This window comes from Nocardioides epinepheli (assembly GCF_037936805.1).
Lineage (GTDB): Bacteria > Actinomycetota > Actinomycetes > Propionibacteriales > Nocardioidaceae > Nocardioides.
In genome coordinates this window covers 252,437-266,511 of the sequence record NZ_JBBMMC010000002.1, presented here as the reverse complement: position 1 = coordinate 266,511, position 14,075 = coordinate 252,437, and the positions used below count along the sequence as shown (strand labels likewise).

At 72.7% G+C, this 14,075-nt stretch carries 9 protein-coding genes; 3 read left to right on the top strand and 6 right to left on the bottom strand.

Going from position 1 to position 14,075, the window contains the following annotated elements; all coding sequences use genetic code 11:
- Positions 1-26: 26 nt before the first annotated feature.
- Positions 27-1,067, bottom strand: coding sequence for an ArsR/SmtB family transcription factor (locus WMR31_RS04640; RefSeq protein ID WP_340537602.1), 1,041 nt, complete (start codon positions 1,065-1,067; stop codon positions 27-29).
- A gap of 59 nt (positions 1,068-1,126) precedes the next feature.
- On the opposite strand from WMR31_RS04640, the gene WMR31_RS04635 reads away from it, so the two are divergent.
- From WMR31_RS04635 to WMR31_RS04625, 3 genes are read left to right on the top strand one after another with little or no spacing between them, the layout of a single operon-like run.
- Positions 1,127-2,479 (top strand): hypothetical protein, encoded by a 1,353-nt coding sequence (locus WMR31_RS04635; RefSeq protein ID WP_340537601.1) that lies wholly within the window; start codon positions 1,127-1,129, stop codon positions 2,477-2,479.
- Between the two features lie 41 nt (positions 2,480-2,520).
- Positions 2,521-3,219, top strand: a complete 699-nt coding sequence (gene deoD / locus WMR31_RS04630) for a purine-nucleoside phosphorylase (protein WP_340537600.1) — start codon at positions 2,521-2,523, stop codon at positions 3,217-3,219.
- Positions 3,220-3,257: 38 nt separating this feature from the next.
- Positions 3,258-4,337 (top strand): NAD(P)-binding domain-containing protein, encoded by a 1,080-nt coding sequence (locus tag WMR31_RS04625; protein WP_340537599.1) that lies wholly within the window; start codon positions 3,258-3,260, stop codon positions 4,335-4,337.
- Between the two features lie 13 nt (positions 4,338-4,350).
- Here the strand turns inward: WMR31_RS04625 and WMR31_RS04620 are convergent, their stop codons facing one another.
- The 5 genes from WMR31_RS04620 to WMR31_RS04600 form a co-directional block, all read right to left on the bottom strand.
- Positions 4,351-5,523: a DUF8462 domain-containing protein gene (locus WMR31_RS04620; protein WP_340537598.1), complete on the bottom strand. Its 1,173-nt coding sequence runs from the start codon at positions 5,521-5,523 to the stop codon at positions 4,351-4,353.
- A gap of 66 nt (positions 5,524-5,589) precedes the next feature.
- Positions 5,590-8,856, bottom strand: coding sequence for an ATP-dependent helicase (locus WMR31_RS04615; RefSeq protein ID WP_340537597.1), 3,267 nt, complete (start codon positions 8,854-8,856; stop codon positions 5,590-5,592).
- Positions 8,853-12,137: an ATP-dependent helicase gene (locus WMR31_RS04610; RefSeq protein ID WP_340537596.1), complete on the bottom strand. Its 3,285-nt coding sequence runs from the start codon at positions 12,135-12,137 to the stop codon at positions 8,853-8,855. Before WMR31_RS04610 ends, WMR31_RS04615 begins: the two co-directional genes overlap by 4 nt.
- 213 nt (positions 12,138-12,350) lie before the next feature.
- Complete coding sequence (locus WMR31_RS04605) at positions 12,351-12,761, bottom strand: DoxX family protein (protein WP_340537595.1); 411 nt, start codon at positions 12,759-12,761, stop codon at positions 12,351-12,353.
- Between the two features lie 118 nt (positions 12,762-12,879).
- Positions 12,880-13,995 (bottom strand): serine hydrolase domain-containing protein, encoded by a 1,116-nt coding sequence (locus WMR31_RS04600; protein WP_340537594.1) that lies wholly within the window; start codon positions 13,993-13,995, stop codon positions 12,880-12,882.
- Positions 13,996-14,075 lie beyond the last annotated feature (80 nt).

The window sequence follows — 14,075 nt, the reverse complement described above, 5'->3', positions numbered from 1 at the left end:
AAGCCTCCGCCGATTCAGTGCTCGGGTCAGTGCTCGGGCGAGACCAGGCCGGGTCCCGGGAGACCGGCGAGCACGCGCCTGCCGAGATCGGTGATCCGGTGCACGACGGCGCCGCCGTCGCGGGTGCTCGCGACCAGGCCCGCCTCGCGGAGCACGGTCGCCTGATGACTGGCCGAGGAGACCGCGATCGCGCAGCGCCCGGCCAGCTCGCTGGTGGTCACGCCCTGCACCGTGGCCGCCAGTGCCGCAGCCCGCGTGCGCCCCAAGAGCGCCGCCGCCGGGCTCTCGGCCGCAGGGTCCTCCTCCGCCGACGCCAGCCGGGCTGCTCCGCGGGCGGGATACACCAGGACCGGATGGTTCTCGACGTCGTGCAGCTTGGTCGGCGCGCCCTTGCAGAAGAACGACGGCTGCAGGAGGAGGCCACGCCCCTCCAGGTACAGCGGCGGCGCATGGAGATCCAGGACCGTCAGAACCGGTGGCCGCCAGCGGACCCGCGGGTGCAGACCGCCGAGCAGGGCGTCGAGTCCACCCGTGGCGTACTGCTCGGCCCGGAAGGCACGGTCGGCGGCGAGCGCGGCCTCGATCTGCTCCCAGTACGGCGCGAGGGCGCTTCGGTGGTAGAGCCCCAGGCTGGTCCCGAGACGGCCGAGCGCGCCGGCGTCGGCCTGCTCGAGCCCGCGGAGCCACCCGGTGCGGCGCAGACCACGACGATAGGGACCGGGCTCGGCGAGCCGGCGGATCTGGACCGAGAGCTCCTCGGGATCGGTCGCCAATGCGATCTCCAGCTGCTCCCCCAGCGAACGCTGATCGCCCTCGGGTGTGAGGAAGTCGGGAAAGTACCCGATCGGCGGGCAGAGCTCGAGGAGCTGCCAGAGGCGTTCGTGCGGCATCGCGGCGGCGGTGCGGCGCCGCCACTCGCTCAGCTGCGAGTCGGGCGAGGCGGGCCGCAGCTCGTGCAGGCTCAGCAGCACCTCCCACATCGGGTCCGGTGCCTGCGCGATGCGCGTGCGGAGCAGGTCGTCGCGGGTGAAGTGGATCTGGAGGGTCGCTTCTCGCGAAGCGCGCATCGCCTCACTCTACGGCGGTGCGGTTGACAGCGCCTGCCGTTTTATTGAGAATGATTCTCATGCGCATCTCGTCGCCACTCCGGCTCACTGCCCTCGCCCTGCTGCCCGTCGCCCTCGCCGCCTGCTCGAGCGAGAGCGCCTCCACCTCGACCGAGGAGCGTCGAGCCGCCCAGGTCGACGACTCCTCCCACGACGACGGCCACGACGGCCACGACGAGGGGCACGAGGGTCCGGAGGGCTCGGCCACCGAGGAGGCCGGAGCACAGCCGCGGCTGGCGGTCAGCTACGACGGCGGGGTGCAGGTGCTCGACGCCGAGTCCGGCGAGGTCCTGCTGGACGAGCCGGTCGACGGCTTCGTCCGGCTGAACCCGGCCGGTGACGACCGGCACGTGATCCTCAGTCGCGCCGGCGGCTTCGGTGCGCTCGACCTCGGCGCCTGGACCGAGGCGCATGGCGACCACGGTCACTCCTGGACGGTGCCGCCCGCGCTCACCGACTTCAGCGTCGCGGCCGAGGAGCCCGGCCACGTCGTCGCCCACGCAGGCACCACGACCCTCTTCGACGACGGCACCGGAACCGTGACCGCCTTCGACACCGACAGCCTCACCGAGCTCGCGAGCAAGGCCCCCGACATGACCACCTGGACCCTCGACCAGGCCCATCACGGCGTGGCGGTCGTCGACGAGCACGGCTCCCTCATCCACACCGTCGGCGACCAGGACGGCGCCACCGGCATCCGGGTCGAGACCAACGGCGGCGCCGAGCTGGTGGCCAGCCCGGTGCGGGGCGAAGGCTCGTGCCCCGGCCTGCACGGCGAGGCCTACCTCGGCGAGATGGCGGCCTTCGGCTGCCAGGACGGCGTCCTGCTGATCGAGGGCACCGAGCTGACCAAGGTCGACTCCCCCGACGCCTACGGTCGCATCGGCAACCAGGCCGGCCACGAGTCCTCGCCCGTTCTCCTCGGCGACTACAAGACCGACCCCGACCCCCGCGGCGGGCTGGAGCGTCCGACCCGCGTCGCGCTGGTCGACAGCCGGGACGCCGCGCTGCGCCTGGTCGACCTCGGCACCAGCTACACCTTCCGCTCCCTCGGGCGCACCGAGAACGGGGACGGCGTCGTCCTGGGCACCGACGGCGCGCTGCACCTGATCGACGTCGAGCGCGCCCGGGTGACCCGGCGCATCGACGTCCTCGACCCGTGGCGCGAGCCCACCGACTGGCAGCAGCCCCGGCCGACCCTCGAGGTCGTCGGCGACACCGCCTACGTCACCGACCCGGAGCGGAGCAGGGTCCACGTCATCGACCTGACCGCCCAGGGCGCGGGAGCGGTCTCGGACTCCATCGAGCTCGACGTCGTCCCGAACGAGCTGCAGGCGATCAGCGGCAGAGCGTCGGATGGGCGCCCCGCGTGATCGACTCCCGGTGTGGCCAGTGCGAATGAGAGGGTGACGCCATGAGCACCCACCTCGGAGCAGCAGCCGGAGACATCGCCCCCGTCGTCCTCATGCCCGGCGATCCGCTACGGGCGCGCTGGATCGCCGAGACCTTCCTCGACGACGCCGTCTGCTACTCCGAGATCCGCGGCATGTACGGCTTCACCGGCACCTGGCGCGGGCAGCGGGTCTCGGTGCAGGGCTCGGGCATGGGCCAGCCGTCGGCGGCCATCTACATCACCGAGCTGCTGCGCGACTACGACGTGCAGTCGATCGTCCGGGTCGGATCGTGCGGGGCGCTCACCGAGCGCGTCGGCCTGCGCGACCTGGTGATCGCCTCCGGTGCGTGCACCGACTCGGCGATGAACCGGATCACCTTCGAGGGCATCGACTACGCACCGGTGGCCGACTTCCCACTGCTGCGCGATGCGGCCGCCGCGGCACCCGAGGCCCACGTCGGTCTCGTGTTCAGCAGCGACTCGTTCTACGCCTCGCGTCCCGAGCTGGCAGCACGGATGGTCGACTACGGCGTGCTCGCGGTCGAGATGGAGGCCGCCGCCCTCTACACGATCGCGGCCCACTACCAGCGGCGCGCGCTCGCGATCTGCACGGTCTCCGACCACGTCGTCACCGGCGAGGAGACCACCGCCGCCGACCGCGAGCAGACCTTCGGCCGGATGATCGAGGTGGCGCTGACCGCCGCGCTGGGCGACCACTAGTCCGGGACTAACCGGCACGCTCGCGGCGTTGACACGACATGCGCCCGAGTCGTGAGGATGTCTACGACAGCATCGTGATCGGTGCCGGGCAGGCCGGGCTCTCGGCGTCCTACCACCTGATGCGGCGCGGGATCCGGCACCTCGTGCTCGACGCCGACGGGGCACCCGGCGGCGCCTGGCAGCACCGCTGGGACTCGCTCACCATGGCCGACGTGCACGGCGTCGCCGCCCTGCCCGGCAGCGAAGGCCCGGAGGCTGCGGGCCTCGTGCAGGCCAATCGCGCGGTGCCGGCCTACTTCTCCGACTACGAGCGCACCTACGACCTGCCGGTGGTGCGACCGGTGCGGGTCGAGTCGGTCGCCGGCGTTGCGGCCTTCGGCGAGGAGCTGCTGCAGGTCCGCGCGGACGCCGGCACGTGGTGGACCCGCACCCTGGTCAACGCGACCGGCACCTGGTCCCAGCCCTTCGTGCCCCACTACCCCGGGATCGAGACGTTCTCCGGACCCCAGTGGCACACCGCGACCTACCCCGGCGCCGAGGCGTTCCGCGGGCACCGGACGGTCGTGGTCGGCGGCGGCGCCTCGGCGGTGCAGCTCCTAGGCGAGATCGCGCTGGTGACCGAGACGCTGTGGGTCACGCGCCGACCGCCGGTCTGGCGCACCGACGACTTCACTCCCGAGGCCGGCCGCGCCGCGGTCGCGATGGTCGAGCAGCGGGTCCGCGACGGCCTGCCGCCCGCGAGCGTGGTGAGCGTGACCGGGCTGATGCTCCGCGAGCAGGAGCGCGCCGCCGCCGAGCTCGGCGCCTACACCCGGCGCCCCATGTTCGCCGGGCTCGAACCGCACGGGGCCCGCTGGGCCGACGGCTCCTTCGAGCCCGCCGACGCGGTGCTCTGGGCCACCGGGTTCCGCCCGGCGATCGCGCACCTGGCGCCCCTGGGGCTGCGCGGACCACGCGGCGGCATCCGGCTCGACGGCACCACGGCCGTCTCGGACCCGCGGGTGCAGCTGGTCGGCTACGGCCCCTCGGCCAGCACCATCGGCGCCAACCGCGCCGGCCGGGTCGCCGCCCGTGGCGTCGCGGCCTCCCTCGACGCCCAGGTCGCCCTCGGCGCCTGATCCTCGCGCCGGACTATCCCGAGCTGCGGGCCCGGACCCAGGAGCCGAATCCGGGCATCGTGAAGCGGACGAGCCCGTGCCCGACCGGCTCGATGATGCCCTTCTCGATCAGTCGCTCACGGGGGACGCTGATCGAGCGGGAGTCGACGCCCATCGCGGCGGCGATGCTGGCGCGGGTGACGTTGCCGGGTCCTGCGGAGGCCATGGCGGCGATGAAGGTCTGCTCGAGCTCGGTGGCCGAGCCCCAGCGGGCGGCGTGCATCGCGGTCAGCTGCACCTCGGCGGCGGGTAGGCCGGCGTCGACGGCGGCCTGGTCGATCACCGCGCCGGCGTCGGGACGCAGCGCCTGCCAGGTGCAGCTCCCGGCCAGCTGCAGCAGGTAGGGGTGGCCACCCACGCGGCGGACGACCTCCTCCAGCGCGTCGGGATCCCAGTCGACGTCGAGCGCCTCGGCGGGCAGCACGAGCAGCTGGCGGGCATCGTCGTCGCTGAGGACGTCGAGCGGCACGAACGCACTGCGCTCGCCGAACGTCGCGGCCCGGATGATCGCCTCGGGCGTGACGGGCAGCCCGGCGGTGACGACCGTCAGGGGGTTGTCCTCCCGGGAGCCGTCGAGGTTCTGGACGGCGTTGAGCAGGGTCGCGAGGTCGTCGGCGGACGCGGCATGGAGCTCGTCGATGAACACCACGAGCCCGGCGCCCCCACGCTCCCGCACGGCCGCGGCAGCCTCGTGCAGCAGGTCCTCGAGCGCGCCGATCGGCGCGGCACCGGCTGGGACGTCGGCGTCGCTGCGGGCGACCTCGCCGCCCACCGACACCCCGAACACTCCGAGCTCGAGCGAGAGGCTGCTGAGCCGGTCGCGCCAGCGCTGCCGGGACTCCATCTGCAGGTCCACCCGCTCCAACGCGCGTTCGACGCTGCGGACCAGCTCGGGGATGAAGGGGCGCTCACGCGAGCAGGCGAGCCAGGCGCTGGCGAAGCCGAGCGCGGCGGCCTCCTTCTCCGCGGTGCGCAACAGCGAGGTCTTGCCCAGGCCGCGCGGGGCGTGGAAGACCAGGAGTGGTCCGGCGAGCTCGGAGAAGGACGCCACGCGGCCCAGCCGGTCGCGGATCCGGCCGAGCTCGACCGCTCGGCCGGCCAGGACGCGTGGCACCTGGCCAGGCGTGTAGGGATCCGGCAGGGTCACCGAGTCGCTCCCGTCCCCAGAAGTGGTGTGATACGGCGTGATACTTCGTCGAAGTATAACGAAGAATCAGAGGTCGAGCGAGGTGACCAAGGCGACGACCTCGTCACGGCCCGGGAGCTCGGGCTCGACCAGCCGCCCCGTGCGAACGTAGTAGAACGCTGCCCGGACCCGCTCGAGCGGGATGCCGCGCAGCTCGGCCCACGCCATCCGGTAGATCGCCAACTGGAGCGGGTCGGCGCTCTGGGAGGCGCTGGTCTTCCAGTCCACGACCAGGTAGCGCTGCTCGTCGCCGGCTCCGGACGACCGATCGTCGTAGACGGCGTCGATCCGGCCGCGGACCACCTGACCGCCGAGCACGATGGCGAACGACGGCTCCACCGCCACCGGCACCCGGTCCGCGAACTCGCCGGACTCGAACAGGTCGATCAGCTCGGCGAGCTCGGCATCGTCGGCGACGTCGGAGTCGCCGCGCCCGGAGAGCTCGTCGGGATCGAGCAGGGTCTGCTGTCCGAAGCGGGTCTCGACCCAGGCGTGGAACCGGGTGCCGAAACGAGCCGCCGGGGCCGGACGTCGGGGCATCGGCCGGGCGAGGTCGCGAGCGAACGCATCGGGGTCGTCGCGCAGCCGCGCCACCGCGGTCGCCGAGAGGCTGGACGGGAGGGACACGGCGATCTCGGAGGCGCGGTCGCGGCGTGCCTCCGCGAGGAGGCGGTCGATCTCGTCGTCCCACTCAGCCACCCGGGCCTGCGCGATCAGGTCGAGGCCCTCGTCGGGGGCGCTCGGATCGGCGGCGGCCACCAGCCGCGCGGCCTCGATCCGCAGCTGCGCCTCCGCACCCGGACCTACCGGCGGCCACGGACGCGACGGATCGACGGCGTCGTAGGGGTTGGGATCGCCCTTGACCGGCTTCTCCCGCCAGGTCGGGACCTCCCCGCCCCAGTCCTCGATCGCCTCCTTGATGGTCCGCTGGTAGTCCGAGGGCCCGAAGGGGGTGGTGCGCGTGCTCCAGCAGTACGACGACACCGAGAGACGATGCGCCGCCCGGGTGAACGCGACGTAGCCCAGGCGCAGCTCCTCCTCGGCGTCGTGGGCGCGCGTGGCGGCGCGGTAGGCGTCGAGGGCGGCCTTGTCGAAGCCGGCCAGCTGGGGCAGGTCGCCGGCGTCGCCGCGCAGCGGCGCCGGCAGGACCGACGGCGAGGACACCCACAGCGTGCGTGACCGGTTGGACGGGAACCGGGTCTCGCAGGCACCCACCACGTAGACCGAGGCCCACTCCAGGCCCTTGGCGCGGTGGACGGTGAGGAGCTTGACCGAGTCGGCCTCACTCGGGGTGGCGAGGTCCAGGCCGTTGCCCTGGTCGTCCTCGGCGGTGAGGTAGGCCAGCAGTGCGGGGAGGGTGACGTCGCCGTCGACGGCCTGGAAGTCGGCGACCGCCTTGACGAACAGGTCGAGGTTGTCGCGCCGGGCCGCGGCGGCCGGGCTCACTGCGGCCGCCAGCTCGACGTCGACGCCGCTGGCCTCCATGATCCGCCGCACCAGGTCGAGCAGCGGCTCGCCGACGTAGCCGCGCAGCTGGCGCAGCTCGGCGCTCAACAGGGCGAAGCGCTCACGAGCCTCCTCGGAGAACGGGGTGTCGCCGGGGTCGGCGAGGGCGTCGTCGAGCGCGGGCACCTCGGCGGGGTCGATTCCGTCGGCGATCTCGACGAGCTGGTCGGTGATGCTCGTCGACTCCGCGCGTCCGAGCTCTCGCCCGGCCAGCTCGGCGGCCCTTCTCCCGAGCAGGCGCAGGTCGCGCGGTCCGATCGCCCAGCGTGGACCGGTGAGCAGGGTGAGCATCGCCGCATTGGCGGTGACGTCGTGGAGCAGGTGCAAGGTGGCGACGACCTCGGCCACCTCCGGGAGACGCAGCAGCCCCTTGAGTCCGACGATCTCGACCGGGATGCCGGCCCCGGTGAGCGCGTCGAAGACGTCCTCTGCGTGGGAGTTGTCGCGGGTGAGGACCCCGATGTCGGACCAGTCCCGCCCTGCTTCGAGGCCCTCGCGGTGGGACTCGATGACCGACTCGGCCAGCGCGGCGAGCTCCTCGCCGTGCGTCTCGTGCACGGCCACCTCGACCACTCCCGCTCCCGCCCCCGGGGCGGTGGCCAAGGGCTCCACCTGGTCGTAGCGCTCGTACAACGGGGCTGCCAGGCGGTTGGCGACCTTGAGGATGCGAGTGTCGGAACGCCGGCTGACCGTGAGGTGGTAGAGGCCGGGAGCGGCGCTCTCGTCCGTCGTCGACACCGGGAAGGTCTCGCCGAAGTTGAGAATGTTGCTGACCGAGGCGCCACGCCAGCCGTAGATGGCCTGGTTGGGATCACCGACGGCGGTGACCGGATGGCCGCCGGAGAACAGTCGCGACAGCATCAGCGCCTGCGCGACGGAGGTGTCCTGATACTCGTCGAGGAGCACCACCTTGAACCGGGCACGTTCGGCCTCGCCCACCTCGGGCTTCTGCGCCGCCAGGCGGGCACCGAGCTCGATCTGGTCGGAGAAGTCCATGAGTCCGAGGTCGGCCTTGAGGCGCCGGTAGTCGGCGACGAGGTCGAGCAGCTCGGCGCGCCGGTCGATCGCGGAGATCGCCTTGTCGATGGCCTCCAGATAGGTCTTGCGGGCCTTGTCGCCGAGCTCGTCGGCACGGGCGCGCTCGAATCCGGCGCGGGCCTCCTCGTCGAAGGCACGCACCTGCGCGGCGCTCACCAGGTGCTCGCTCATCTGGCCGTCGAGAGCGAGCAGGTTCTGGATGGCGGTGGCGGGGTGATCGGTGAGGTACTTGACGTCGCCGGTGAACCGGTCGACCACCCGGGCACCCAGCTGGTACCGCGCCGCGTCGGTGACCACGCGGGTGTCGGGCTCGTGGCCGATCCGCAGGCCGTGCTCGGTGAGCAGGGTCGCCGCGTAGGCGTTGTAGGTGGCGACGGTCGGCTCGAGGATCTCGGCTTCGGGATCGGCCTCCCGAGCAGGCGAGCGGGACGGGCCGGCCAGGGCACCCGCCGCGACGAGGGCGTCACGGATCCTGCGGCGCAGCTCGCTGGCCGCCTTGGTGGTGAAGGTGAGGCCCAGCACCTCCTCGGGTCGCACCTGGCCGGTGACCACCAGGTACACCACGCGCGCGGCCATCAGGGTGGTCTTCCCCGAGCCGGCGCCGGCGATGACGACGGCCGGCTCGAGCGGCGCCGAGATTGCGCGCCACTGCTGCTCGCTCGGCGCGTAGGGCGTGCCCATGACCCGCTGGAGGTCGGCGGGACTCTCGATCGGACGCCCCTTGCGGGGCTCGTGAAGTGCGGTGCTCATGAGCCGGTCACCGACCCAGCGCTCTTGACCGGGCAGACCGGCACGAAGGAGCAGTCGCGGCAGTGCGCTCCGGCCACCGCCGGGAACTCCTCACGGCGCAGCAGGTCGGCCGCACGAGCGAGCCCGGTGCGCAGCTGAACGCGCACCGGTGCGTCGTCGGCGACCGGCTCCTGGCCCTCGACGACGGCCGCCTCGGCGTCGTCGAGGATGCCGAGCTGCACCAGCTCGGCCCCGCCGCTACGAGCAGCCTCGCCGTCGGGGAGGAGGTGGTCGACGGCCCCGGCGTCGACGGCGTACTGGTAGAGGGCCAGTTGGAGATGGCGCTCGACGGCCTTGGGTCCGAGCTTGGTCCGGCCGGTCTTGAAGTCGACCACGACGATGCTTCCCTCGGCGTCGAGCTCGACCCGGTCGGCGTAGCCGTAGAGCCGTACCGGAACCTCGACGCCGGCCTCGTCGGTGAGCACGACGTCGGCGGTGAACCGTTCCTCGGTACCGATCATGGTGCGGGTGTTGGTGTGGTGCCAGCGCAGGAAGCGGGCCAGCGCGGCGCGGGTGCGCTCGTGCTCGCGCTGCCTGGACCAGGGGGTGCGGAACTCCAGGCGCTCCCAGACGTCGTCGACGTGGGCCATCAGGACGTCGACGTCGTCGATGCCGGCATCGAGGTCGCCCGAGGCGACCCGTTCGGCGAGGGCGTGCACGATCTGCCCGAGGTTGGCCGACTGGTGGACGCGGGTGCTGCCGCCCGCCTCGCTCTCCAGGAACCAGGCGGTGGGACAGACCAGCAGCGACTCCAGCACGCTCGCCGACACGGTGACCGGCTGGTCGGGCTCGCGCAGCGGCTCGGTGGACCACGACGCCGCACGCGTGCCCCACCAGGTGGACGGGTCGGCGGCGGGCACGAGCCGGCGGGGCCCTGCGGTCTCCCCCGCGAGCCGGGCCAGGCGGCGTGCCGCGGCCTCGCGCAGCGCCGGTGGGGTGGAGGGATCGGCGACGTGGTGGCGCAGCTCGCCGACCAGGCCGGTCATCGACAGCGGGCGGGCGGGGCGACCGACGACGTGGTCGATGACGCCGCTGGAGCCGCCCGCACCGAGCTCGTCGAGGAAGCGTGAGGGCTGCTCGCCGTCGTCGTCGGGCGAGGCCACGGCGGTGACGACGAGGCGCTCGCGGGCGCGGGTGCAGGCGACGTAGAAGAGCCGGCGCTCCTCGAGCAGGAGCTCGCGCGCCGAGACGGGCGCGAGGATGCCGCCGTCCGCGGGGCGTCCGATCCGGTCGGCCTGGAGCAGGGTGGAGCGGCGGCGCAGGTCGGGCCAGGACTCCTGCTGCACGTGGGCCACGACCACCAGCCGCCACTCCAGACCCTTGGAGCGGTGGGCGGTGAGCAGCCGGACCGCGGCGCCGCGGGCACCGCGCTCGGCGAGCGAGTCGGCCGGGATCTGCTGGGCGGCGAGGGTGGCGAACAGGGCGGCCACGCTCACGTGCACGCGCTGCTCCTCGGCCCGCGCGACGGCCTCGAACAGGGCGCAGACCGAGTCGAGGTCGCGGTGGGCGCGCCGGGCCGCGCCGCCGCCGTACTCGACCGAGCGACGCAGCCGCTCCGGCCAGCGGGTGCCCGCCCACAGGTGCCAGAGCACCTCCTCGGCCGAGGCGCCGGCGTCGAGGTGCTCGCGGCCGGTGGCCAGCAGGCGGGCCAACGCCTGGGCCTTCTCGACCTCGGGCGACTCGGAGGGATCGAGGCCGTCGAGGAAGTCGACCTCGACGACGGCACGGCGGATCAGGTCGCGAGACGTCGGCGGGCTGGTGCGCTCGGCGTGCGCCTGCTCCTTGGCGCGCTGCCGCAGCCGCCGCGCGAGCCGGCGGAGCTCGCCGGCGTCGAGGCCGCCTAGCGGGCTCAGCAGGAGCGCCTCGGCGCGGGAGGCGTGGACGTAGTCGACGTGGTCGAGGTCGTGGTTGCCGAGGTTGACCACCGCCCGCACGGCGTCGAGCAACGGGAGCACCGCCGGATCGCGCACCAGCGGCACCTCGTCGTGGGTGACCTCCACCGGGACGCCGGCGGCGGCCAGTGCGCGGCGCAGGGGTGGGATCGAGGCGCGTCCGGACCGCACCAGCACCGCCATGTCGTCCCACGCGACGCCGTCCTCGAGGTGGGCGCGGCGCAGCAGGTCGGCGAGGTGCTCGGCCTCGGCGCGGTCGGTGTCGAAGGTGCGCACCTCCACGCGCCCCGGCGTCGAGGCGTGCGCCTCGGGCGCCAAGAACGCCTCCTTGGCCGCCTCGGGGATGGAGCCCGGCAGCGCCAGCCGCGAGGCCACCCGCTGGGAGGCGCGCAGCAGCCGGGGGCCGAAGCGTCGGGTGGTGCGCAGCGCGACGACGTCGGCGGGCGCGCCGTCGGCATGCGGGAACTGCGCGGGGAAGTCGAGGATGCCGCGCACCTCGGCGCCGCGGAACCCGTAGATCGACTGGTGCGGGTCGCCGACCACGGTGAGGTTGCCGCCGTCGCCGGCGAGCTGGCGCAGCAGCGCCACCTGGCCCGGGTCGGTGTCCTGGTACTCGTCGACGAACACGTAGCGGTAGCGGGCGCGTAGCTCTTCGCGGTGGTCGGCGGCCTCGATCGCGGCGCGGCGGATGAGGTCGGCGTAGTCGGTGGCGCCGACGGAGTCGAGGTTGTCGAGGTACTGCTCCAGGAACAGGCCGGCCGCGAGGAACTCGGGCAGGTCGTGCTCGGCGCCGAGGGCACGCAGGTCGGCACCGTCCATCCCCTTCTCGCGGGCCCGGGACAACACGGCGTTGACCTCGCGGGCGAAGCCCCGCGTGCCGAGGGCGCTGCGCAGCGACTCCGGCCAGCGCACGGACTCGGGGTGGTCGGTGAGCAGCTCGCGCAGCACGACGTCCTGCTCGGGGGCCGAGAGGAGCCGCAGCGGCGCGGCGTAGATCTCGGCCGGTGCGTAGCGGCGGACCAGGCCGTAGGCGAAGGAGTGGAAGGTGGAGCTCAACGAGCCCGCCATCGTGCGCCCGAGCCGGGCGGTGACCCGGTCGCGCAGCTGCTCGGCCGCCTTGCGACCGAAGGTGAGGGCCAAGACGTTCTCCGGGGTGACTCCGGGGACGTTCTCGATCCGGTCGACGATCGCCTCGACCAAGGTCGTCGTCTTCCCCGTGCCCGGCCCGGCCAGCACCAGCAGCGGGCCGTCGCGATGCTCGACGACGCGGCGCTGGTGCTCGTCGAGAGTGGGGACCTCGACGTCGACCCGCTCGCGCACCAGGCGATAGGCGGGCAGCGAGGTGGTCATGGTCAAACCTCATCACACGGCACCGACAACCCTTCGGTCGCCGACCCGGACCGTGCCATCCTGGTTCGGGTGGCACCGCTCGCCGGATGCCACCGGCGCCGCGCGGGGGCATCAGTCTCACCCGCGCTCCTGCCTCGAGACACCAGCGAGCAGCAAGGAGACCGTCCATGGCGGGACGACACCGATCCGCGCAAGGCGACGGCGCCCGCCCCGCTACGAGGTGATCCGAAGACGATCGAGGCTCGGCGTAGCCGGTAGTTGGTCGCGTCGAATCCACACGACGAGGAGCGCGAGAGCCAGCAGCCCGAGGGGAAGCGCGGGTGAGACGTCCAGGACCGCGACGTTGGTCACGGCCGCTCCGGCAAGCACCCCGGCGAGGCCGAGGGCAGCTACCCCCGACAACCGGGGCACAAGGAGGCCGACGGCGCCGACGATCTCCAGGGCACCGACCACGACTCTGAGCCACTGCCCGGCCCCGATGTCGGCGAACATGTCGACCATCGCGTCGGTCCCAAGCAGCTTCTGCACGCCCCCGGCACCCATCGGCACAGCCAGCAGCACCTGCACCAGTCCGACTGCGGCCAGACGCAGCCGCCGGACGCCGGTCTCGTTGTGATTCTTCATCTCATCCTCCTATGATGGCGTGAACCTCAACCGTGCCGATGCCATCTCACCGACACATCCGTAGCCACCACGGAATCCCCAGGGCCGGAAGTGCCGCCGGTATGAAGGACAGAGGTGCTCACCGGCAGACGGCGTCGTCGATGAAACGCTCGGCGACCGCGTCGGTGTCGGCGCGGAAGTCGGGAGTGAACCCCACCGTTGCCTGTCGCCGCAGATCGCCAGTGGTATACGACCAGGCCTGGTAGGCCAGAGCGTCTCCGTCGTTGCCGTAGACCCGCACACCACAGGGGGTGTCACGCCAGGCCAACCCGAGCCCGTACGCAGCACCGGCCACCCCGGGGGTCTTCATCTGCGCCAGCAAGCCTGGGGAGATCAGCTTCCCGCCGAGCAGAGCAGCAAAGAACCGATTGAGGTCGGCCGGCGTGGACGTCATCTCCCCCGCTGCGCCAAACACCGACGGGTTCATCTCGGACCAGTCGACCAGCCGCACCACGTCGTCGTCCTGCAGAGCAGGCACGTAGCCGTGCGGGTGGACCCCTCGGATGCGTACCTGAGTGCCGGGCACCTCGGTGTCGAACAGGTGAAGCGGCCGGATGATCCGGCGCTGGATCTCGACGGCATACGAGGTTCCGGCCGCGCGGCCGATGATCTCGCCGAGCAGCAGGTAGTTGGTATTGGAGTAGGCGAACGCCGATCCGGGCGGGGTGAACGTCGGCGGATGAGCCAGCGCCCGCCGGATGAGTTCCACCGGTGTCCAGGTCCGCCAACGGTTGGCCTGAAACTGGCGTCCCGGCGGGAACGGAAGAGTGGGCACCACATCGTAAAGCCCGCTGGTGTGGCTCAACAGCTGACGCACGGTGATGCGGTCGCCGTCAGGAACCCACCCGGGCAGCCATCCATCGACCGTGTCCTCCAGGCCAAGTTGACCCTCTTCAACGAGTTGCAGGACGACAGTGGCGACGAACGTCTTCGTGACGCTGCCGATTCGGACATGCCCGCACAGCGGGACGGGACGCGCCGTCCCCAGAACGGCGCTGCCGCTCCTCATCCCCCACGAGTCTTCCCCACGACGCACCTCGGCCAGCGCACCGACCGCACCGGCCGACACCACGTCATCGAGGCGCTGCTGCAGGGCCGAGTCAGGTGGTGGAGGTCGGCCGTCGGCGACGGCCGGCACCGTCATCCCGCTTGAAGCGACGAGCGCTATCCCGACAGCCGCGACGACGATCGACATTCGCGTCCTGCGCATCCTGATGACCTCCTGATCGCACGGGGATCGAGAGTCCACAATGGGCGCCTGCCTGCGGGGCGCGC